At 71.2% G+C, this 20,945-nt stretch carries 19 protein-coding genes and 2 tRNA genes; 13 read left to right on the top strand and 8 right to left on the bottom strand.

The window, feature by feature from the left end:
• Positions 1-56: 56 nt before the first annotated feature.
• The 4 genes from LIP_RS08240 to LIP_RS08225 all read left to right on the top strand — a co-directional run bounded on the left by LIP_RS08240 (position 57) and on the right by LIP_RS08225 (position 5,572).
• A complete protein-coding gene (locus tag LIP_RS08240; RefSeq protein ID WP_144440392.1) occupies positions 57-1,310 on the top strand; it encodes an aspartate kinase in 1,254 nt (417 codons plus the stop codon).
• Positions 1,311-1,473: 163 nt separating this feature from the next.
• Positions 1,474-2,025 (top strand): transcriptional regulator, encoded by a 552-nt coding sequence (locus LIP_RS08235; protein ID WP_068136718.1) that lies wholly within the window; start codon positions 1,474-1,476, stop codon positions 2,023-2,025.
• Positions 2,022-2,981 (top strand): quinate 5-dehydrogenase, encoded by a 960-nt coding sequence (locus LIP_RS08230; protein ID WP_068136715.1) that lies wholly within the window; start codon positions 2,022-2,024, stop codon positions 2,979-2,981. Before LIP_RS08235 ends, LIP_RS08230 begins: the two co-directional genes overlap by 4 nt.
• A gap of 32 nt (positions 2,982-3,013) precedes the next feature.
• The gene (locus LIP_RS08225; protein WP_068136712.1) at positions 3,014-5,572 is read left to right on the top strand and encodes an aminotransferase class III-fold pyridoxal phosphate-dependent enzyme; all 2,559 of its coding nucleotides are present in this window, start codon (positions 3,014-3,016) and stop codon (positions 5,570-5,572) included.
• Positions 5,573-5,696: 124 nt separating this feature from the next.
• On the opposite strand, the gene LIP_RS08220 is transcribed toward LIP_RS08225, so the two are convergent.
• A tRNA-Pro gene (locus LIP_RS08220) sits at positions 5,697-5,774 on the bottom strand.
• 116 nt (positions 5,775-5,890) lie between these two features.
• Between LIP_RS08220 and LIP_RS08215 the strand changes: the two genes are divergently transcribed.
• The 7 genes from LIP_RS08215 (at position 5,891) to LIP_RS08185 (ending at position 13,248) form a co-directional block, all read left to right on the top strand.
• A complete protein-coding gene (locus LIP_RS08215) occupies positions 5,891-7,306 on the top strand; it encodes an aspartate aminotransferase family protein (RefSeq protein ID WP_068136709.1) in 1,416 nt (471 codons plus the stop codon).
• A 100-nt stretch (positions 7,307-7,406) separates the two neighbouring features.
• Positions 7,407-7,730, top strand: a complete 324-nt coding sequence (locus tag LIP_RS08210; protein WP_198409781.1) for an acylphosphatase — start codon at positions 7,407-7,409, stop codon at positions 7,728-7,730.
• A gap of 31 nt (positions 7,731-7,761) precedes the next feature.
• Positions 7,762-8,574 carry a uracil-DNA glycosylase gene (locus LIP_RS08205; RefSeq protein WP_082726041.1) on the top strand — a complete coding sequence of 271 codons (813 nt, stop codon included), beginning with the start codon at positions 7,762-7,764 and terminating at the stop codon, positions 8,572-8,574.
• A gap of 150 nt (positions 8,575-8,724) precedes the next feature.
• Positions 8,725-10,785: an elongation factor G gene (gene fusA / locus LIP_RS08200; protein WP_068136703.1), complete on the top strand. Its 2,061-nt coding sequence runs from the start codon at positions 8,725-8,727 to the stop codon at positions 10,783-10,785.
• A 133-nt stretch (positions 10,786-10,918) separates the two neighbouring features.
• A complete protein-coding gene (locus LIP_RS08195; protein ID WP_082726040.1) occupies positions 10,919-11,320 on the top strand; it encodes a TIGR04086 family membrane protein in 402 nt (133 codons plus the stop codon).
• Positions 11,321-11,417: 97 nt separating this feature from the next.
• Positions 11,418-11,493 (top strand) — tRNA-Trp (locus LIP_RS08190).
• A 396-nt stretch (positions 11,494-11,889) separates the two neighbouring features.
• A complete protein-coding gene (locus LIP_RS08185; protein WP_068136697.1) occupies positions 11,890-13,248 on the top strand; it encodes a glycosyltransferase family 4 protein in 1,359 nt (452 codons plus the stop codon).
• Here LIP_RS08185 and LIP_RS08180 read toward each other — a convergent pair.
• The 3 genes from LIP_RS08180 to LIP_RS08175 form a co-directional block, all read right to left on the bottom strand.
• Positions 13,146-14,420: a glycoside hydrolase family 57 protein gene (locus tag LIP_RS08180; RefSeq protein ID WP_068136694.1), complete on the bottom strand. Its 1,275-nt coding sequence runs from the start codon at positions 14,418-14,420 to the stop codon at positions 13,146-13,148. The two genes, LIP_RS08185 and LIP_RS08180, sit on opposite strands and share 103 nt — an antisense overlap.
• Positions 14,305-15,822, bottom strand: a complete 1,518-nt coding sequence (locus LIP_RS18505; RefSeq protein ID WP_158509601.1) for a glycosyltransferase family 4 protein — start codon at positions 15,820-15,822, stop codon at positions 14,305-14,307. The genes LIP_RS08180 and LIP_RS18505 overlap by 116 nt, the downstream gene beginning before the upstream one ends.
• A 143-nt stretch (positions 15,823-15,965) precedes the next feature.
• Positions 15,966-16,442 (bottom strand): hypothetical protein, encoded by a 477-nt coding sequence (locus tag LIP_RS08175; RefSeq protein WP_068136689.1) that lies wholly within the window; start codon positions 16,440-16,442, stop codon positions 15,966-15,968.
• Between the two features lie 261 nt (positions 16,443-16,703).
• On the opposite strand from LIP_RS08175, the gene LIP_RS08170 reads away from it, so the two are divergent.
• Positions 16,704-17,669, top strand: a complete 966-nt coding sequence (locus LIP_RS08170) for a tyrosine-type recombinase/integrase (RefSeq protein ID WP_068136682.1) — start codon at positions 16,704-16,706, stop codon at positions 17,667-17,669.
• A gap of 8 nt (positions 17,670-17,677) precedes the next feature.
• On the opposite strand, the gene LIP_RS08165 is transcribed toward LIP_RS08170, so the two are convergent.
• Positions 17,678-18,196, bottom strand: a complete 519-nt coding sequence (locus tag LIP_RS08165; protein WP_068136679.1) for a LysM peptidoglycan-binding domain-containing protein — start codon at positions 18,194-18,196, stop codon at positions 17,678-17,680.
• A gap of 172 nt (positions 18,197-18,368) precedes the next feature.
• Here LIP_RS08165 and lexA point away from each other — a divergent pair, with 172 nt between their 5' ends.
• Positions 18,369-18,974 (top strand): transcriptional repressor LexA, encoded by a 606-nt coding sequence (gene lexA, locus LIP_RS08160; RefSeq protein ID WP_068136676.1) that lies wholly within the window; start codon positions 18,369-18,371, stop codon positions 18,972-18,974.
• A gap of 325 nt (positions 18,975-19,299) precedes the next feature.
• On the opposite strand, the gene LIP_RS08155 is transcribed toward lexA, so the two are convergent.
• The 3 genes from LIP_RS08155 to surE form a co-directional block, all read right to left on the bottom strand.
• Positions 19,300-19,686, bottom strand: a complete 387-nt coding sequence (locus tag LIP_RS08155) for a hypothetical protein (RefSeq protein WP_068136673.1) — start codon at positions 19,684-19,686, stop codon at positions 19,300-19,302.
• 101 nt (positions 19,687-19,787) lie between these two features.
• Positions 19,788-20,006, bottom strand: a complete 219-nt coding sequence (locus tag LIP_RS08150) for a hypothetical protein (RefSeq protein ID WP_068136670.1) — start codon at positions 20,004-20,006, stop codon at positions 19,788-19,790.
• A gap of 29 nt (positions 20,007-20,035) precedes the next feature.
• Positions 20,036-20,926 (bottom strand): 5'/3'-nucleotidase SurE, encoded by an 891-nt coding sequence (surE, locus tag LIP_RS08145; protein WP_082726038.1) that lies wholly within the window; start codon positions 20,924-20,926, stop codon positions 20,036-20,038.
• Positions 20,927-20,945 lie beyond the last annotated feature (19 nt).

Genomic DNA, 20,945 nt, shown 5'->3' with positions numbered 1-20,945 from the left:
TCCGCTGGGGTGGCCCGCGGGAGCCGGCTTCGTGCGCCGGACGGAGGAGGGGCATCGTGAACGGCATCGTGGTGCAGAAGTACGGCGGCAGCTCCGTATCCGACCCGGAGCGGATCCGGAACGTGGCGGCAAGGATCGTGGACGCGCACCGGTCAGGGCGCCCGGTGGTGGCCGTGGTCTCGGCCATGGGCGACACCACGGACCACCTGATCGAGCTGGCGCACCAGATCAGCCCCCGCCCGCCCCGGCGGGAGATGGACATGCTCCTGGCCACGGGCGAGCAGGTCTCCATCGCCCTCCTGGCCATGGCCATCCAGGAGCTGGGCGAGGAGGCCATCAGCCTCACCGGCGCCCAGGTCGGGATCCTCACCGACGGCATCCACATGAAAGCCCGCATCCAGGAGGTCCGGACCGACCGGATCCTGCGGGAGCTGGAGCAGGGCCGGATTGTCATCGTCGCCGGCTTCCAGGGGATCACGCCCGGAGACGACATCACCACCCTGGGGCGGGGCGGGTCCGACACCACGGCCGTGGCACTCGCGGCGGCGGTGCAGGCGGACCGGTGCGAGATCTACACCGACGTGGACGGGGTCTACACCGCGGATCCTCGACTGGTTCCCGACGCCTCCCGCCTCGAGTGGATCTCGTACGGCGAGATGCTGGAGATGGCCAGCCTGGGGGCGGTGGTGCTGCAGCCGCGGGCGGTGGAGTACGCCGCGCAGTACGGGGTGGTCCTGCGGGTGCGGTCCAGCTTCGGGGATGGCCCGGGTACCGAGGTGAGGGGGGTTTCGACCATGGAGAACGCGCGCGTGGTGGTAGGCGTCACCCACGACCGGAACGTGGCCAAGCTGGTGGTGGTGGACGTGCCCGACCGGCCGGGGGTGGCCCACCGGCTCTTCGCCGCGCTGGCGGCCGAGGAGATCAACGTGGACATGATCGTTCAGACCACCAAGGCACGGCAGGTGACCGACCTGCTCTTCACCGTGACCCGCGACGATTTGGCCCGCAGCCGGGAGATCGTGGACCAGGTGGCGCGTGAGCTGGGCGCCACCACCGTTCAGGACGATGCCTCGGTGGCCAAGGTCTCCATCGTGGGCGCGGGGATGATGAGCCACCCGGGGGTAGCGGCCCGCATGTTCGGGGCGCTGGCTGAGGCGGGCATCAACATCCAGGTGATCAGCACCTCGGAGATCAAGGTGAGCTGCCTCATCGACGCAACCCAGGCGGAGGAGGCCGTGCGCCGGGTCCACAAGGCCTTCCACCTGGAGGAGCTGGCGCCCGAGGGCGCCCGCGACCCCCTGCTTCCCTGATCCCCCTCGTTCAGCCCGACAACCGGAGCTGAGGCGTACGCTGCCCAAGAGGGTCCGGCCGGCGCCCGTGCAGCACCCTCTTGCGCCGTACCCTTCCAGGATGTAGAATGGGCGGGCGGAGCACACTTTTGTGCACAGGTCCCGGGGACGGGAGGCGATGAGGGTGGATCTGGTCCGGGTGGGGGAGAAGGTGATCGACCGGACGCGCCTCCACCGCCTGGTGGATCAGGCCCTGGAGATGCGGGCCGGCGGCGCTTCCCAGCAGGAGGTGGCCGACCGGCTCGGCACGGATCGCACCTTCGTCTCGCGGCTGGAGGCCATGGGGGAGCTCCGGCGGGGCAGGAGGATCGCCTTGGTGGGCTTCCCCGTCGCGAACAAGGCCGACCTGGAGCGGGTCGCGGCCGAAGAAGGGCTGGACCTGGTCTTGCTCATGACCGACGCGGAGCGCTGGTCCTTCGTGCGCGATCGCTCGGGGCTCGACCTGGTGAACGAGATCATGGCCCTCATCTCCCAGGCCCGGGAGCTGGACGCAGTGGTCTTCCTCGGATCGGACATGCGGGTGAAGCTGATGGAGGCGGTCCTGGGCCGGAAGGTGGTGGGGGTCGTGATCGGGACCTCGCCCATCCAGGGCGACCGGCTCGTGGACCCCGAGGAAGTACGGCGGCTGATCCGCGCCCTGAAGGCGGACCAGGCCGCGAGGGGGGAGGAACGGTGAAGCGGATCGTCAGCGTCAGCCTGGGATCGTCCAGCAGGAACTCCAGGGCCACCTTCCAGGCGGCGGGTGAGGAGGTGACGGTGGAGCGCATCGGCACCGACGGCGACCGGGCCCGGGCGGTGGCGCTCATCCGGGATCTCGACGGCACGGTGGACGCTTTCGGCATGGGCGGGATCGACCTCTACCTGGTGGCCGGCGAGCGCCGCTACATGATCCGTGAAGCCCGGCCCCTGCTCGAGGCGGCCCGGCGCACGCCCATCGTGGACGGCTCGGGCCTCAAGAACACCCTGGAGCGGCGGGTGGTGGAGCGCCTGGCGGCGCGGGGGGTGCTCCCGCTCAGGGGCCGCCGGGTCCTGCTGGTCTCGGGGGTGGACCGCTTCGGCATGGCGGAGGCCCTGGAGGCCGCCGGCAGCGAGACGATCTACGGCGATCTGATCTTCGCCCTGGGTGTGCCCATCCCCATAAGGAGCCTTCGGGGCCTGCGGATCCTGGCCCGCATCCTGCTGCCCGTCCTGACCCAACTGCCCTTCCAGATGCTCTACCCCACGGGCGGCAAGCAGGAGAAGATCACGCCCCGCCATGCCCGGATCTTCCGGTGGGCGGACGTGATCGCCGGTGACTTCCACTTCATCCGGCGGTACATGCCCGACGCCCTGTCGGGCAAGGTGATCCTCACCAACACGGTCACGAGCCAGAACGTGGAGGAACTCCGCCAGCGGGGCGTGCGGACCCTGGTGACCACCACGCCCAACCTCCAGGGGCGCTCCTTCGGCACCAACGTCATGGAGGCGTTGATCGTGGCCCTGGCGGGCAAGCGGTGGGAGGAGATGACCCCCGCCGACTACCTCCAGTGGCTGGATCGCCTGGGCTTCGAGCCCAGGGTGGAGGGCCTGGACGGGACGGCCCCCCAACCCGGGGAAGCCGGCAGCCCAGAGACGCTGGCCCCGGCCAACTGAGAGCAGTCCTTGTGAGGGAGAGAGGACATTCCATGGACCGTTTCAGTCAGTTCGTCAACCCCCACCTGGGGAAGCTCCTGAACCGCCTGGAGATGGACAAGAGGTTCGTCCGGGGGGAAGGCTGCACCCTGTGGGACGAGGCCGGCCGGCGCTACGTGGACTTCCTGGCCGCGTACGGAGCGCTCCCCTTCGGGTTCAACCCGCCCGAGATCTGGCGGGCCCTGCACCAGGCGGAAGCGGAAGGCGTCCCGAGCTTCGTCCAGCCCTCGTCGCTGGACGCGGCAGGCGAGCTGGCCGAGCGGCTTCTGGCCGTGGCACCCCCGGGCTTCCGCACGGTGACCTTCACCAGCAGCGGGGCCGAGTCCACCGAGGCAGCCATCAAGGCGTGCCGGGCGGCGACGGGCCGGATGGGCGTCTTGTCGTGCGGCAACGCCTTTCACGGCAAGACCCTGGGGGCCCTCTCGGCCACCCACCGAGAAGCGTACCAGAAGGTCTTCGGCGCCCCGCTGCCCGGCTTCGACCGCATCCCGTACGGCGACCTGGAGGCCCTGGAGGCCGCGCTCCGGTCGAACCCGGAGCAGTATGCCTGCTTCCTGGTGGAGCCGATCCAGGGAGAGGGGGGCATCGTGGAGCCCCCGCCAGGCTACCTGGCCGGCGCCCAGCGCCTCTGCCGGGAGCACGGCGTGCTGCTGGTGGTGGACGAGGTCCAGACGGGCCTGGGGCGGACGGGCCGCCTCTTCGCCTGCGAGGCGGAGGGTGTCACCCCCGACGTGCTCACCCTGGCCAAGGCCCTGGGCGGCGGCTTGATGCCCATCGGGGCGGTCCTCCTCACCGATGCGGCCTACACCGACGCTTTTGCCGAGAAGCACTCGTCCACCTTCGCGGGCGGCGGGCTCGCCTGCCGGGCGGGCCTCGCCTCCCTGGACCTCCTGACCCGCAACGACCAGGAGTTGGTGCGCGAGGTGGCCCGCAAGGGAGCCCGCCTCAAGGCGAAGCTCGAGGCGATGCGGGAGCGTTACCCGAGGGCCCTGCGGGCGGTGAGGGGACGGGGCTTCATGCTCGGCATCGAGCTCGCGGCCAGCCGCGACACCCATCCCCAGAGCCTCCTGGGCATCCTGGGAGAGCAAGGCGCCCTGGCCCCCGTGGTGGCGAGCCACCTCTTGAACGTGGAGGGGATCCGGATCGCGCCCACCCTGAACGGGGCCAGCGTCCTCCGGATCGAGCCGCCCCTGATCGCCTCGGACGAGGTGTGCGACCAGGTGGCCGACGGGCTGGACCGCACCTTGAGCCTCCTGCAGCAGGGCGACACCGCCCGCCTTGTGGCCCACCTCGCGGGGGTGCCGCCCGCGACCCTCACGGCCCGCGGGACTTGGGGGAGCCCGGAAGCGCTCCGGGTCGCCGCGCCGCGGCCGGTCCGTCCCTCGGGTGATCCCGGCGAAGGGCGCTTCGCCTTCCTGGTCCACCCGCTCAGCCTGGCCAACTACCCGGACTACGACCGCTCCCTGGCCGCCTTCGACGAGTCGGCCCTTGCCCGACTTGCCGACCGCTGGAGCGATCTCCTGGAGCCGATGGTGGTGGGCGAGACCCGCATCGTCTCCGCGGCAGGACGCACCGCGCACGGCGAGTTCATCGCCGTGCCCCGCACCACCTCCGAGCTCCTGGCCATGCCGCGGGATGAGGCGGAGACCGAGGTTCGCAGGGCGGTGGAGCTGGCCAGGGACCGGGGGGCCCGCATCGTGGGCCTGGGGGCCTACACGGCGGTGGTCACCCGGGGCGGTCTACACCTGAGGAAACTCGGGGTTGCGATCACCACGGGGAACAGCTACACAGTGGTCTCGGCCCGGGAAGCCGTCAGCCTTGCGACGGCCCGCCTAGGCTTCTCCCTCCGGCAGGCCACCGTGGCCGTGGTGGGCGCCACGGGCTCCATCGGGCGAGCTCTGGCCATCCTCCTGGCCGAAGAGGCGGGCCGGATGGTGCTGGTGGGTAACCCGCAGCGGGCGGAGGCGAGCCTCCGCCGGCTGCGGCAGGTGGCTGCGGAGGCGAGCGTGCGCAGCCCGCACCCTTCCTTCGAGCTCACCGTGGACGTGGACCGGGCCCTGGCCCAGGCGGACGTGGTGGTGACCGCGACCTCCAGCACCCTGGAGCTCGTGCGGCCGGAGAACGCGAAGCCGGGCGCCGTCGTCTGCGACATGTCCCGGCCACCCAACGTGGCCCGCAGGATCCAGGCCGAGCGGCCGGACGTCCTGGTGATCGACGGCGGCGTGGTCGAGGTTCCGGGTCGCCCCTACCTGGGGTTCGATTTCGGCTTCGAGCGGGGGCTGGCCTACGCGTGCATGTCCGAGACGATGATGCTGGCCCTGGAACAGCGCTACGAGCACGTGAGCCTGGGTTCGGACCTGGCCATGCCCACGCTCGAGGAGATGCGCGCTCTGGCCGCTCGCCATGGCTTCCGCCTCGCCTGGCTGCGGAGCTTCGACCGTCCCCTGGCCCCGGAGGACTGGCAGCGCCTCCAGGAAGAGCGGGCCCGGGTGATGGGGCTTCAGCCGAGCGCGGCCCGGACAGGCGGCGCCGCCCGCGGGGCGGCGCGATGAGACAGGCCAGAGCAGAGGACTCGCCCCGAGAAGGGTGAAGTACTGCCACACGCTACCGAGGGTCCGGGGCAGTGATACGGGGCTGGGCAAGACTTGGGGAGGCCCCTTTCAAGGGCCTCCCCATTGGTCGGGCTGCGGGGATTTGAACCCCGGACCTCCAGACCCCCAGTCTGGCGCGCTAACCAAGCTGCGCTACAGCCCGTCGGACCCACTTTACCACCGAACCCCGCAGGCGTCAACCGCCGGGCGGTCGGCGAGCCCCGTGAGGAGGCTCTCGCTCGGGAAGGCGGGCCGCGGTGTCACAGGAGAGAGCGAAGCATGAATCGGATCACCCTGGATGAGGCCCTGGCCATGGGACGGGCCGATGCCCGGGAGCTGCACCGCCAGTACGGCAACGCCGCGCTGGTGCAGCTCATGGGACTGGTGGGCTTCGACCGCGTCTACACGCGGGCCGAAGGCTGCCTTCTGTGGGACGAGCACGGCCAGGAGTACCTGGACTTCACCGCTCACTTCGGCGCCCTGAACCTAGGGCACAACCCGCCTGAGGTGCTGGACGCCGTACGTCGGGTGGAGGAACGGCCCAACCTGCTCCAGACCGGGCTCTCGCCGCTGACCGCGGCTCTGGCGCAGAACCTCGCCCTGCTCACCCCGGGTGAGCTCAGCCACACCTTCTTCTGCAACAGCGGCGCCGAGGCGGTGGAGGCGGCTCTGAAGCTGGCCCGCATCGCGACGGGCCGGAAGCGCTTCGTCTACTGCCGCAACGCGTTTCACGGGAAGACCTTCGGCGCCCTCTCGGTCACCGGCCGGGCCGCGTACCAGGAGCCCTTCGAGCCGCTTCTCCCCGACCGCACGGCGGTTCCCTTCGGCGATGCCGCGGCGCTGGAGGAGGCCCTGGCCCCCCGGGACGCCGCAGCCTTCATCATCGAGCCGATCCAGGGCGAGGGCGGCGTGATCCTGGCGCCCAGCGGCTACCTGAAGACGGCGGAGGAGCTCTGCCGGCGCACGGGGACCCTGCTCATCGTGGACGAGGTCCAGACCGGCCTGGGGCGTACGGGGACCCTCTTTGCGTGCGAGGCCGAGGACGTCCGCCCGGACCTCCTTTGCCTTTCCAAGTCGTTGGGCGGGGGCGTCGAGCCCATCGGGGCCACGGTGGCCACCGAGCGCGTCTGGCAGAAGGGTTTCGGCAGCCTGGAGCGAAGCCGGATCCACACCAGCACCTTCGGCGGGAACAGCCGGGCGGCCGCGGCGGCCCTGGCGGCCCTGGACATCATCGTGCGCGAGGACCTTCACCAGCGGGCGGCCGAGCTGGGCGCCTACCTGCTGGCGCGCCTGGGCGCGCTGCGGGACCGGCACCCCGAAACGGTGCGGGCGGTACGCGGTCGGGGATTGCTGATCGGGCTCGAGTTCCAGGAGCCCCAGGGGTGGGTGAACCGGCTCTCCTTCGGGGGCGCGGCCCGGCTCTCCCAGGAGTACCTGGCCAGCCTGGTCGCGGGAGAGCTGCTCCGGCGCCACCACGTCATGACCGTCTTCACCCTGAACAACCCGAACGTGTTACGTCTGGAGCCCCCGCTCATCGTCACGCGGGAGCAGATCGACCACGTGGTGGACGCCCTGGACGACGTGCTCTCCGGCGCCCGCAGCTCGCTGGGTCTGGCCGTCCGGTCGGCACGGGCGGCGCTCTCGGGGATGTGGGGCCGGCGGGAGGCGGACGGTCCCCACGAGCCATCGGCCTGAACGCCGCCCGTGTGCGGGGGCCCGGGCTGAAGGCATGGAGGGCGACGGCCCGTCTTGGGCGGATCCCCCGCGGCGGAAGGCGTCGGGGAGGTGCCACCGGGTGGAGAGGATTCCCGCGTCCGGGTCTCGAAGGGTGGGCTCGGGCCCCAGGCGCCTGCGGTTGGAGGTCACCGTGCGGGGCCGGGTGCAGGGTGTCGGCTTTCGTCACTTCGCCGCCAGGCAGGCGCGGGCCCTGGGGCTCGACGGGTGGGTGCGCAACGCCGCGGACGGAACGGTGCGTCTGGCTGCTGAGGGCCCCGAGGATGCCCTTCACCGGTTCCTGGAGGTGCTCCGCCAAGGCCCGCCCTGGGCGGAAGTGGAGGCCGTGGAGCCCGGCTACCGGCAGGCGGAAGGCGAACCGCCGGGGTGGTTCCGCATCCGCTGAGCCGCGGGGCACCCCTCTGGAGGCGGATCCCATGCACGACGACGTCCAGCAGCTCTCCCTGTTCGGCGCTCCGGCCTCGTCCCGGTCTCCCGGGGAGGCACCGCCGGAGGCGCCCGCGCCCGCCCCTTCCCCCCGCCATCAAGCCACCCTCTTCGGGGAGCCCCTGCCCTTGGCCGTGGCCGAAGCCTCACCGGGCCCCGTGCAACCCAAGCCCGGGGTGCCCGTGGCCCCTCGCGCCGCGGTGCCGCCCGCGGGTCGAGGTGCGGCCCTATCCCCCCAGGAACGGGAGCTGGCGTTGACCCGCCTGGCCGAGGAGGCCGCGGGCTGCCGCCGGTGCCCGCTGCGAGCGGGGTGCCGGCAGGTGGTCTTCGGGGAGGGCAACCCCCATGCCACGCTCATGCTGGTGGGGGAGGGCCCGGGGGCCCAGGAAGACCTGGAAGGCCGCCCCTTCGTGGGGCGGGCCGGGCAGCTTCTGGACAAGATGCTGGAGGCCATCGGTATCGGCCGATCGGAGGTCTACATCGCCAATGTGGTCAAGTGCCGCCCGCCCGGCAACCGGGTTCCTGCACCGGCCGAGCAGGAGGCGTGCGTCCCGTACCTCCGCGAGCAGATGGAGCTCATCCGCCCCGAACTCGTCCTCTGCCTGGGGGCCACCGCAGCCCGGCGGCTGATCGACCCGAGGTTCAGCGTGACCCGCGACCACGGCGTCTGGTACCAGCGGGACGGGCGGGAGGTCATGGCCACCTTCCACCCCGCGGCACTCTTGCGGGATCCGGGCAAGAAGCGGCTGGCGTGGGACGATCTGAGGAAACTGCAAGCGGCCTATCTCGGCAGGACAGGTTAAGGAGGGGATCGCTGGCAAGCCCCGCCAGGAGGAAAGCTGCCGGGCCGGACGAAGCAAGGAAGAGGAAGAAGGCTGGACGAGGGGCGGGCGGAGGGCGTTGAGACTCGGCACCGCGTAGGGGCATCGTCGCTCGGAGGAGGGGGACCGACATTGGCTCGTGTGCAACCGGACCGGATTCGAAACGTGGCGTTCATCTCGCATCAGGGAGCGGGGAAGACCAGTCTGGTCGAGGCGCTCCTCTATCGGGCCGGGGTGACCAGCCGGAAGGGCTCGGTGGAGGAAGGCAACACCGTGAGCGACTACGACCCGGAGGAGCAACGCCGCAGGCTGAGCCTGAACACGACGGTGCTTCCCTGCCCCTGGGAATCGTACACGTTCAATTTTCTGGATACTCCCGGTTACTTTGACTTTGTTGGGGATGTCCTGGGAGCGCTCCGGGTCGCGGAAGGGGCCGTGGTCCTGGTGGAGGCGGCCTCGGGGGTGCAGGTGGGCACCGAGAAGGTCTGGCGCCTCGCGGACGAGGCGAAGCTGCCGCGGCTCTGCTTCGTGAGCAAGATGGACCGGGAGAACGCCGACTTCAACCGCTGCCTCACCGAGCTGCGGGAGCGCTTCGGAAACCGGGTGGCGCCCATCCAGGTGCCCGTGGGCCAGGCCGAGGACTTCCGGGGCGTGGTGGACGTCCTCGAGGGGCGCGCCTACCTGCAGGAGGGCGATGGATCCACGGCCGCCGACGTGCCGCCTGAGGTGGCGGCGGCGGTGACCCAGGCGCGGGAAGCTCTGGAGGAGGCGGTGGCCGCCACCGACGACGATCTCACCGCCAAGTACCTGGAGGAGGGGTCCCTGAGCGCCGACGCGTTGCGCCGGGGGCTGGCGGCGGCAGTGCGCCAGGGCGCGGTGGTCCCGGTCCTGTGCGGGTCCGCCGTCGGGGGCGGCGGCCTCGACCAGCTCCTGGAGGGCATCCGGACGCTCCTTCCTTCGCCCCAGGAGGTCGCGCCGCAGGCGAACCTGGTCGAGGGCGGGGAGGCCGTCGCACCGGGGGAGGGCCCGGCGGCGGCGTACGTCTTCAAGACCATGGCCGATCCTTACGTGGGCCGGCTCACCCTCTTCCGGGTCTACCGAGGGGTCCTCTCCTCCGATTCGACCCTGCGCAACTCCGTGCGCCAGAAAGACGAGCGGATCGGCCAGCTCTACGTCCTCCGGGGCAAGGAGCAAGAGGCGGTGGATGCCCTCGGCCCTGGAGAGATTGGCGCGGTGGCGAAACTCCAGCACACCCAGACCGGCGATACCCTCTGCGATGCCTCGGCTCAGGTCCGCCTGGAACCGGTCCGTTACCCTGAGCCCAAGCTGGCCCTGGCGGCGGAACCCGTGGCGCGGGGAGACGAGGAGAAGATCTTCTCCGGCTTGAGCCGCCTGGCTGAGGAGGACCCCACCTGCCGGGTGGAGCGGGACCCGGTGACCGGCGAGACGCTGCTCAAGGGCTTGGGGGAGATGCACCTGGACGTGGTGGTCTCCCGCCTGAAGGAGAAGTTCGGGGCGAACGTGGAGCTCAGGACCCCGACCGTGCCCTACCAGGAGACGATCCGGACCAAGGTCCAGTCCGAGGGCAAACACAAGAAGCAGACGGGCGGGCGCGGGCAGTACGGTCACGTCTTCCTGGAGCTCGAACCGTTGCCCACAGGGGGCGGCTTCGAGTTCGTAGACAAGATCTTCGGCGGTGCGGTGCCCAAGCAGTACATCCCGGCGGTGGAGAAGGGCGTCCGGGAGACCATGGCCGAGGGCGTACTGGCCGGGTACCCCGTGGTCGACGTGCGGACCACCCTCACCGACGGCTCGTACCACCCCGTGGACTCCTCGGAGATGGCGTTCAAGATCGCCGCCTCCCTCGCGTTCAAGAAGGCCTTCGAGCAGGCGGACCCCGTCCTCCTGGAGCCTGTGATGCGGGTGCGGGTGGAGGTTCCCGAAACCTTCATGGGCGACTGCATCGCGGACCTGAACAAGAAGCGCGGCAAGATCCTGGGCATGAACCCCGATGGCGGGATGCAGGTGATCGAGGCGCTGGTGCCCCAGGCGGAGATGTTCCGCTACGCGACGGACCTCCGATCCATGACCCAGGGACGGGGCGACTTCGAGATGACCTTCGATCACTACGAGGAAGTGCCCGCCGCCATCGCCGAGAAGATCATCGAGGCGTCGCGCGTGCGGGCGTCCTAGGCCAAGCCGTTCAGATCCGCGGCCCGTTCAAGGCCCTGGACCCACGAGGTCCGGGGCCTTCGCATGTCCTGGATGAAACGGGCATACCCATGTGGCAGGCCAGCTAGGCCGCAGTCTCTCCGGGGGGAGCGCCATGGCTAGGGGAGTTGCAGGCGGTGGAGGTGGGGCCGGGTTCGAGCCCGTCGCGGTCCTGGTGGGGCTGGCTCTCTCGCTGGTTCTCTTCGTTTCGGCGGCGTCGGTGATGGGCGTGGTCTACGGGCTGTGGAGCGCCGTTTCATACCCGCCCTGGGCCTACCTGGCCGTTCACGGACTCGCCCTCCTGGCCGGCGGGGGGCTGGCGGGGGGGCGGGGCCGCAGCGGGGGGTGGCTGCACGGGCTCGCGGTGGGGGTGCTCTACGTGGCCGCGGCGCTCTGGGTGCTGCCCCATGGCCCGGGGATCGCCGCGGGAGACGCCCTCCGGGGGCTCATCCTGGCCGTTCCCCTGGCGATCCTGGGGGGCGCCCTGGGACGGAACGCGGCCGGGTCGGGGCGCTGAGGCCAGGGGCGCGGGGCGAGGCCGTGAGAGAAGGGCGGAGCCAGGCGGCCCCGGCCTTGACCCGCTCTCGGCCCCGATGGTATACTAGGTACGCCTTAGGGGAGTAGCTCAACTGGCAGAGCACCGGTCTCCAAAACCGGGGGTTGCAGGTTCGAGTCCTGTCTCCCCTGCCAACCTGGAAAGGCGTTCGGGGGACCCCGAGGCAGACCTCGGGGTCCCCGCGCGTCCGGCGGTCCCCGTCACGCGCCCTCCCTTGCAGGAGGATAGGGGCGCGGAGCCAGCATCCCGCAGGTAGAGCCCACCTCGCCCGCGAGGTGGGGCTGCTCTGGTGTCAAGCATCGGACGTGCTGCAGCTGCGGAGTTCAGCCGCGTCCCGCTCCTGACCCTCTCCCGCAGGGTGCCGCCGCCTTCCGGCACGGGACGGCGCCCGCGCGCCGCCCGGCGCGAATAGCGCGAGGATTTCCCACGCAAACGAAGAAAGCGGACAGGACACCGTCCATAGGCTGACACCGGGGGATCGCAGGTGGAAATCGGGATTCCCCCGGCCGACGGCGAGGGGGAGGCTGGGCGTGCGGGTCTGGGTGGTCAGTCCCGAGCCGCCGTACGTCGCATCCGAACCAGGGCGCCCCGTCAGCGGCGTGGGGCGTCACCTGGCCATGCTGTTGCCGGCTCTGGCGGCGGCCGGCGTGGAGAGCACCGTTCTGGGCGAGGGGCGCAGCGCGTCCCGGGGCGGGACCCGCTGGCCGAGCCCCTGGCACCAGCCCTACGGGCCCCTGGCAGCGTTTCACCCTCCAGGTCGTGTCCACCTTTCGGCCGCGGGATCCGCGAGGGGCATGGGGCCAGAAGCCGGCAGGGCGGGAGGCGAGCCGGGAGCCGGCGTGCCAGGGCCGGGGTTGGGACTCGCCCTCGAAAGCCCCGAGAGCGGCAGACCCGCGGGTGAGCCCGACGTGATCCACGTCCACGACCTGCGCCTGGTGCCGGGGGCGCTAGAGGTGCGGAGGCTCCTGGGCCTTCCCCAGGTCCCCGTGGTGTGGACCGCCCATCGCGTCCCGCCGCCGGGCCGGCCTCCGTTTCGAGCCTCGGACCTCGCGGCTGCCATCGCCCCGAGCCGGTGGATGGCCCATCGCCTCCGGACGTGCGCCTGGGCGGCCCCGGTTCCGATCCGCGTGGTGGAGGCGGGCCCGTACCCCGTCGCGGCGGCGCGCGATCGTATCGAGCCCCCAGCCGGGGTCACCCGCCTGCTGAGCTGGGGGCGGCTGGTGCCCGAGAAGGGCTGGGAGGAACTCCTGCAGGCTGCCTCTCTTCTGTCCGCCCTCGTGCCTGGGCCGGTGGAGTGGATCGTGGGCGGGGTGGGGCCTCTGGCCGAACCTCTGGCCCGGGCGGCGCGCCGGGCCGCTCCGAACCTCCGGGTGATGCTCCGCTCGCCCCTCCAGGAGCGCGAGCTCACCGCCTGGCTCCGAACGGCCGCCGCCGTGGTGGTGCCCTCCCGGGAAGAGGTGGCCGGCATGGTGGCCCTGGAGGCGATGCTCGCGGGCGTGCCTCTGGTGAGCAGCGCGGCCGGAGGCCTGGCGGAGATCGTGGGCGGCAACGGCACAGCGCGGGCATGGAGTTTCGCCGCCGGCGACGCCGCCGCCCTGGCGCGTGCCGTGGCCGAGTGCCTCTCCCGTCCCGACGAGGCGGCGCGGCGGGCCGAGCGAGCTCGGGGGTGGGTCCTCCACCGCCGCAGGTGGGACCATCTGGCCCGCAGGACTGCCTCCGTCTACGGAGAGGCGATCCTCCGGACCGCGGGCGCCCTTGGCACGGCGGATCAGGACCGGGGGCGGGGTCAGAGCTGGGCGGCCGGCAACGCCGAGGCAGCCCCTGCGCGCGTCGGGGGCATCATCCGCCGTTCCACCGCCCCGTCCAGCGCCTGCACGAAGTTCTCGTAGACCCGCTGCACCTCCATGACAATGCGGTCCGGCCCCAGGCGCCACCACTCGTGCGGCGTGAAGTAGGCCGAGACCTGCGCTTCGTCGCCCTGGGCGCCCCACCACTGGAGCAGGTGGAGGTGGTCCGACTGCATCAGCCAGAGGGCCAGGTCCACCAGGGCAGGATCGCCCGAGAGGAGGGCTTTGTTGTAGGCGTGGTGCATGAGCCGGAAGACGGCCTGCTGGACCTGGTTGCCCAGGAAGAACTCGATGCCTCCGGACCCCGCCCACGTGCAGACGTGAGCCGGCAGGGTCAGTTCGGCGGTGGCCGCGCCGTGCCGTCGCAGCGCCTCTCCGGGGGTGCAGGTCGCCACGCCCCGGCTCCGGAAGGACCCGGACAGAGAGGCGAGGAAATCGAAGATCCCCGTGGAGGCCGCGTGGTGCTCGCCGAAGGTCTCGAAGTCCCAGCCGAGGACCGTGACGGGGCCAGGCGTGTCGGCCACCCAGGCAGCGTAGGCGTCAGCCATGAGGGGCCAGCCGGGCCAGGTCCGGTCGGAGAAGCGGTAGCCCACGTCGTCGGAAAGAGCGTGGTGCCGCACCAGCAGCTTCAGATTCCCGGAACCGTGGCGGTAGAGGAAGCCGGGGCTCCGATCACCCAGCACCCAGTCCCGCCCGTCCATGAACATGGCCTGGAAGCCCGCCCGGGCCACCGCGTAGTAGATGTCGTTGGAGACCAGCATCTCGGTGGTGTCCGTGACCCGTACCTTCTGGCCGAAGCGCCGGGCGAGCTCCCGTCGCATGGCCCGCATGTTCCGGGCGAAGCGGGTCACGTCCAGGTAGGGTAGCAGGCTGTGGTACGGCTCGCACCCCACCAGCTCGACACCCGGGAGCCTGAAGAGGGCCGACAGCCTCTCAACCAGCCCGGGATCCCATCGCTCCGCCTGGCGCAGCCACGAGAGGCTGAGGCCGATGCTGAGCCGGAATCCCTCCTCCCGGACCTGCCGGTCCAAAAGCTCCAGGGTGGGGCGGTAACTCCGCTCGGCGACCCGCTCGAAGTAGGACCGGTCCAGATCCTCGTCAAAGAGAGAGCGGCCGATCTCCTCGGGTGAGGCGCCGCGCGGGATCGGCTGCGCCGGCAACCGCAGCCGGCGGGGCTGATGCAGCAGCAGATAAATGACCACCGACTCCGACATTCTGCACGTCCTCCTTTCGTAGGGCCGCGGGGTGACGGGGGGATCGGCGGAGACGAACATCCGATCGAACCGTGGGGGATGGGGCAGGGGAGGGGCAGGGGAGGCCCTCGCGCTCGGAGAGGTATGCGAGCCTGTGGAAGAGGTGCGCGACCGTCCGAGGCCACGTGAACCGCCGTGCGGTCTCGCGGGCCGATCGCCGGATGGCCGCCGCGAGCCGGGGCTCTCCGGCGAGCATCCTCGCGTAGGCGACGATCTCGGCCGGGTCGTCGGTCTCCAGGACCACGGCGTTCTCGAAGGGCCGGGCGTACTCCTCGCCGGTGGCCCCCGTGTAGGCGATCCCGCCCGAGGCCATGGCCTCCAGGCCCACGAGCCCGAAAGGCTCCATCCCGGAGTTGGCCAGCACCCCGTCGGCCGCAGCGTAAAGCGCCCGCAGGCGGTCCCGGTCCAGTACCGCGTCGATCTCCAGCACGTCCGACTCCCGCAGCACGTCTTCGGCCCATGGAGCCTCCGGGTGCCGGGCAAGCGGTTCGAAGGTCGCGACCCGCCTCCAGCGCATGCCCAGGGACTCGGCCAGGTTGCGCACCTGACCTCCGTAGGGTTCCAGGCCGCCGCGCACCACCAGCGTGGGCCGCCGGCCCTCCCGTCGGAGCTGGGCCATGGCCTGGATGGCCATCTCCCACCGCTTGTCGGGATCCCAGCGGGCGACCTTGACGAAGAGGTCGGTGTGCCCGGAAAGCAAGACTGCCTCCCGAAGGGCGCTGACCCCGCCGGGATCGGGCGCGTCGAGCCAGGCGGGCTCGATGCCGTTGCCGATCACCACCGGGTTGAAGCCCATCTGCCACATCTGATGCTTCATGTAGTGGCTCACCGTGGCCAGGTGGGCCACGTAGCCCAACCGCCCCCAGTTGATGCGCTCGAAGCCCATGGTGTTGTTGGCGTTCCAGACGAGGATGGAGCTCCGCCGCATTCCACGCTCGTGAAGCAGGTCCGAGAGGTTGCAGAGCGCCTCGGCCGTCTGCCAGTCCTCGGCCAGGATCACCGGGAGCTTGTCCTCGGCCAGCGCTGGACGGACGAGGCGCTCCACCACGAACTCCGGCACCGTGCGGCTGTAGTCGGCGACCTTCACCTCCTCGCCTGCGTAGACACCGTTGCGGTGATGGGCGCTGATCCACTGGCACCAGCGGTAGAGGTGGAGGTTCCCCTGGGGCCCGCGAGACTCTTGGGCCGGCGCGTCGGGGTCGCCCACGAAAAGCAGGTGCACCGGAACACCCGCTGCCGCCAGAGCGTCGTCGAGCCCCATCACCCGTGTGCCCAGCCCGCCCGCCCGGGCGTAGGGGTCCGGGCCCTCGAAGGAAAGGTGGACGACAACCACGGGACGGACAGACGACCCATGCCGCTCCAACGGATCGGCCTCCTCCGTCTGGTTTTGGGACCGTCGGAACGTCGTCGACCTTGGGGTGACGCGTCGGGGTGGCGATCGAATGCAGGACCTCCAGGCCATGCAGCGGCCGGGAGGGGCGGAAGCGACGGAGACAGGAGCGTCGTTCAGGAATCCTGGTCCAGGTCACCCGGGTCCACAGCACCCGGGACGATCTCCTCGACAGGCTCGCCCCACTCGAGCCGGACGGGGTGCGCTCCAGCCTCCCGGAGGATCGCGGCGGCACGCTCGGCGCCTTGGCCCCGCACCTGGATCAGCAGGCGGACCTGGGGCTGATCAGGGTCGGCAGGCTGGCGCTCCATGGCTGCCATCGTGGAGAGTAGGTCGCTGAGGGTGGTGATGGAGGTGTCGAGGGTCGTGCTGTTCCCAACCAGATTATACCCGGCGGCCGGCAGGCTGACCACTGGCGTCCCGAAAAAGCGCGCACCGCCCACGGGATCGTACGTCTCGGGGAAACCGGGCAACTCCTCCCGGGAGAGGAAGCGCATGGAGATCTGGGAGGGCCCGAAACCCTCCAGGCGCAGCTGCTCGAAGACCCTGCGGGCACGCACCTCACCGTGGATGACCCCGATGGCTACCGCCACCCGAACACCCCCCTCGTCAATCCTGCGGGCCCGAGCAGGCCCGGCGGCGAGCCGCCGGCCTCAGGGAACGGCCCGCCCGGAGCTAGTCTGGGGCGTGCGGGAGCAGGCCCATGCGGTAGCGCGGCCGGAACGCGCTTCCAGGAGCGGAATCTCCCGGCGCGAAGGCTTCCGTCCCTCAACAAAATTTGTCTTTTGTTGAGGAGGAACCGGGGGCGCCGCGGTGAAACCCCAGGGGCAGACAAGACCCGGGAGGCGATGCCCATGGCCGACCACCAGCCCCCCCCTCCGGCACCCGATGGAGACGACCCGGGCTCCCCGCTGGTGCGGCGCCGGCCGCGCAGTGGCCTCCACCCCTGGATCGAGGCCTTCCAGGAGCACCTGCTGGTCGAAGAGGGCCGCTCCGAGCGGACGGCGGACGGGTATACCCGCGATCTGACCCTTCTGGAGCAGTTTCTTCGCCGGGAGGGCTCGGACTTCGCGAGTGCCGACCCGCTGGTCCTGAGCTCCTTCCTCTACTACCTGCAGAAGGAGCGGCGAAACGGTGAGGCCGCCCGCGCCCGGAAGGTCAGCTGCATTCGGACCTTCTACAGCTTCCTGGTGCGCCAGGGCTACGTGCGGGAGAACCCGGCCGAGGAGCTGCGCGCCCCGCGGGTGCCCAGCCACGAACCCATTTTCCTCAGCCAGGAGGAAGCGACGGCGCTGCTGGAGGCGGCCCGGCGGGCTGGGACGTCGCCGGTGCGGGATCACGCGATGGTGGCCACCCTGTTGTACACGGGGTGCCGGGTGAGCGAGTTGACGGGGCTTCGTCTCAGGGACGTCAGCTTCGCCGGTGAGAGCGTGCGCCTCTTCGGCAAGGGCGCCAAGGAGCGAGTCGTCCCCTTGCACCCGGACCTCGCCCGGATCCTGCGCGGGTACCTCCGGGTGCGGCGGGTGCCCCGGGGCAGCCCGGCCCCCGACCGGCTCTTCAGGAACCTGCACGGGGGCCCGCTCACGCGGCACGGGGTCCACTACCTCATCAAGCGCATGGCCGCGGCGCTGCCCGAGAGCCTCCCCGGCCTCTCGGCGCACAAGCTGCGGCATACCATGGCAACGCTCCTCCTGGAGAAAGACGCCGACCTCCGCTCGATCCAAGAGCTCCTCGGCCATGCGTCGGTGGCCACCACCCAGCGCTACACCCACGTCGTGAACCGCCGCCTGCGGGAGCAGGTCCGGAAGCTCGAGTTCTGACTCCTGGCTCACCGGGCTTCCAGGCCCGGCGGCAGGCGGAGCGACTGGCCGATGCGCAGGACCGCGGTGTGAAGGCCGTTGAGCCTCCGGATTGCTTCCACCACCCGCCGCGGATCCTCCTGCGGCGCCACCCTTCGGGCGATGCTCCAGAGGGTCTCCCCCGGCCCGACGACCCATACAGCCTCCTCGCCCGACAGAGCGCTGGTATGGGCGGTCGCGGGCCCCCGGTCCTCCGATGGCTGGGCAGAAACGTCGCTCCGGCCTCCAGGGCTGAGGCCCTGAACGGCGCCCGCGAACCCTGCCTCCGCTGAAGGGCTGGGATCGCGCGCCTCCACGGCCTGCGGCAACGGATCAGCGCTCAACGCGTGGACGGCCACCAGGGACGCCGCTGCCATCAGGACGGCCAGCAGGGCCCCGCTGCGCCGGGAGCGGCCCGGGCCGGCTTCGGGACTCCGCCCGGCGGCGACGCGGCCGCGCCGTGGCGAGCCTGAAAGCGGTACGGGACGCGTTCCTGGGTGGATGGCCATCGCGTTCGCCTCCCTCGCACGTGTGAGCGTCACGAATACATGTTCGCAGCCCTCGCCCATACTTTACCACGACGGCGCGCCCGTGTCAACCCGTTTGCGAACTCGCGTTTGCAAGCAGCAAACGTGCGTGCTATAATGACGGCGCTGGATACCTTTGGAGGGGGGACGTCGCGTGCGGGACCTGAGCAAGCGGCAGCGGGAGATCCTCGAGTTCATCCGCAAGTGCGTCGAGGAGAAGGGCTACCCACCCTCGGTGCGGGAGATCGGCCAGGCGGTGGGCCTCAGCTCCAGCTCCACGGTGCACGGGCACCTGGGGCGTCTGGAGCAGAAGGGGTACCTGCGGCGAGACCCCACCAAGCCCAGGGCCATCGAGCTCCTCAGCCCCGAGCACCGGCGCGTCCCCTACCAGCAGGTGCCCGTCGTGGGGAGGGTCACCGCGGGCGCACCGATCCTGGCCGTGGAGAACGTGGAGACCTACGTCCCCATCTCCAAGGAGCTCTTCGGCGACGACGAGCTCTTCGTCCTCAAGGTGCGGGGCGACAGCATGATCCAGGCGGGCATCCTGGACGGGGACTGGGTCGTGGTACGCCGCCAGGCGACCGCCGAGAACGGCGACATCACCGTTGCCATGATCGAGGACGAAGCCACGGTGAAGCGCTTCTTCCGAGAAGACGGGCGTATCCGCCTGCAGCCTGAGAACCCGGCCATGGGACCCATCTATGCTGACCGCGTGGAGATCCTGGGGCGCGTGGTGGGGTTGATCCGGAAGCTCGGGTGAAAGGCGGGCGGCTGGGGGCCTGCGAAAACGAGGACGCGTGTGGGGGTGCAAAGGAAGCCTGCCTGGCCCGATCGTCGAGCGCTCCAGCTGGTGTGGCGCCCCCGCGTCGGCCGGCTCGGCCGGCGGCCGAGCCCGTGGCGCTCGGCTCCGCCGCCAGGGCCGACGCGCGGCGCTGGCGCGACCGCGGGCCCGCCCGCGCACGGCCGGATGCCCGCACACCAAGGGCACCCGGCGTGATGCAACCGACCTGCCTGCTCTGCTCAGCCCGCAGCGTCCCACCCGGCGACGGCCGGTGCAAGGACGCGATGGATCGAGGGCGGCGGCGTCAACTCCCCATCCGCTGGACGGAGAGCCCCTCCGTTTCGGAGTTGGCCTCAGGCTCCCTCAGGGCTGCCATCTGCTCCTGGTCCAGGCCCAGGAGGTGGAAGAACATCTCGAGGGCCTGTTGACGTCCCCCCACCTCCGGCGAGGGTTCCTCCGAAGACGACCGAAGGGGCAGGGCCTCGTACCGCTCCGCAGCTCTCCGGTACGCCGCCTCTACCCCTTCGTGTTCAACCCAGGCCATCAGGGCCGTGTACTCCTCTCGCCGAACCTCGGCCTGCCGATGCCAGAAGTCCGGACGAGAGGTTAGGGAGCTCGCAAGGATGTCCTGCTTGGCCAGGCGCTTGAAGCGCTTCAGGCCCGTCAGGACATCCTCTCGGCTAGGGAACACGGCGCATGCCCCCTTCCTGTGAAGCCGTTGTCGGCTGGCTCCTTGGTTTTACTTCCTCCCGGGTCACGAGGATTCCTGTCACCACGTCGAATTCCTTGGTTCTACCGTGCCACCGCGGCGAGCAGCGTATCCAGGAAGATCCAGAGCAGGGCGAGCCCCCACCCGATGGCCGCCCAGCCCGCCACCCGCCGCCACCTTCGGGCCCACCGGGCCGCGGTGGATCGCCCGTCCGCGTCGCGGCACCGGAGCCCGGCCGCCTGTCCCATGCCGCCGGCCGCGAGGACGAGCCAACCCAGGAGCACCGCCAGCCAGAGGAGCATGCGCCTCACCTCCCGAGGCGGTGCTCACCCTATTCGGGGTCCGGCCCCAATGCTCCAGGCCCCGGCGGCGCCCCCGAAGTTTCTGTGGGGGCACCCGCGCCTGGCTCCGGGGGAGCCATGGGGGCCGTTGCGATGCCCTCCCAGGTGCGCGCCTCCCAGCCCCGGAGCCGCGCCATCCGCGCGGCGTCGGTGAGATCGAAGCGCAACGGCGTGACGGAGACGTATCCCTCGCGGACGCTGCGGGCGTCGGTGTCGGGTCGCTCGTCAAGGTCGACGGCCTCTCCCGCCAGCCAGTAGTACACCCGCCCGCGGGGATCCTCACGGCGGTGGAAGACGTTCCGGTACCGCCGGACGCCCAACCGGGTGATCCGTACACCCCGGATGGCCTCCGGGGGCAGGCCGGGGACGTTGACGTTAAGGAGCGGCGGGCGCTCCCAGCGGCCGGACAGGAGCTCGCCCAGGAGCTCCCGCACCACCCGCGCCGCCGGCCGGTAGCTCTCCTCCCGGGCGGTGAAGCTGTCGAGGGAGGCGGCGATGGCGGGGACCCCCTGCAGGTGTCCCTCCAGCGCGCCGGAGACGGTGCCCGAGTAGATGACGTCGGTTCCCAGGTTGGGCCCCCGGTTGATCCCCGACACCACCGCCTGGCAGCCTCTGTCACCACAGCCTCCGTCCACGAGGGCTTCCATGCCCAGCTTGACGCAGTCGGTGGGGGTCCCGTCGACCGCGTAGGCGACGATCCCTTCCCCCCACTCCACCCGGCTCACCCGGAGCGGCGTGTGGACGGTGATCGCGTGGGCGGCCCCGCTCCGCTCCCGGTCGGGTGCGACCACCACCACCTCCCCCACCCGGGCCAGCTCCCCGGCCAGGGCCCGGAGCCCCGGGGCATGGACGCCGTCGTCGTTGGTCACCAGGATCCGCACCCGGCTGCCTCCCACCCCA

Origin of the sequence: Limnochorda pilosa (assembly GCF_001544015.1) — a bacterium.
GTDB lineage: Bacteria > Bacillota > Limnochordia > Limnochordales > Limnochordaceae > Limnochorda > Limnochorda pilosa.
Note: the sequence above shows the minus strand (reverse complement) of the source record. Positions and strands in the feature narration are given on the sequence as shown.

Excerpts from the sequence above, each read along its gene's own strand:
- LIP_RS08205 (WP_082726041.1), top strand. The coding sequence starts at position 7,762 with ATGCACGACGACGTCCAGCAGCTCTCCCTGTTCGGCGCTCCGGCCTCG.
- LIP_RS08225 (WP_068136712.1), top strand. The coding sequence starts at position 3,014 with ATGGACCGTTTCAGTCAGTTCGTCAACCCCCACCTGGGGAAGCTCCTG.
- LIP_RS08165 (WP_068136679.1), bottom strand. The coding sequence starts at position 18,196 with ATGGCCATCCACCCAGGAACGCGTCCCGTACCGCTTTCAGGCTCGCCA.
- LIP_RS08195 (WP_082726040.1), top strand. The coding sequence starts at position 10,919 with ATGGCTAGGGGAGTTGCAGGCGGTGGAGGTGGGGCCGGGTTCGAGCCC.
- LIP_RS08180 (WP_068136694.1), bottom strand. The coding sequence starts at position 14,420 with ATGTCGGAGTCGGTGGTCATTTATCTGCTGCTGCATCAGCCCCGCCGG.
- LIP_RS08215 (WP_068136709.1), top strand. The coding sequence starts at position 5,891 with ATGAATCGGATCACCCTGGATGAGGCCCTGGCCATGGGACGGGCCGAT.
- LIP_RS08170 (WP_068136682.1), top strand. The coding sequence starts at position 16,704 with ATGGCCGACCACCAGCCCCCCCCTCCGGCACCCGATGGAGACGACCCG.
- LIP_RS08150 (WP_068136670.1), bottom strand. The coding sequence starts at position 20,006 with ATGCTCCTCTGGCTGGCGGTGCTCCTGGGTTGGCTCGTCCTCGCGGCC.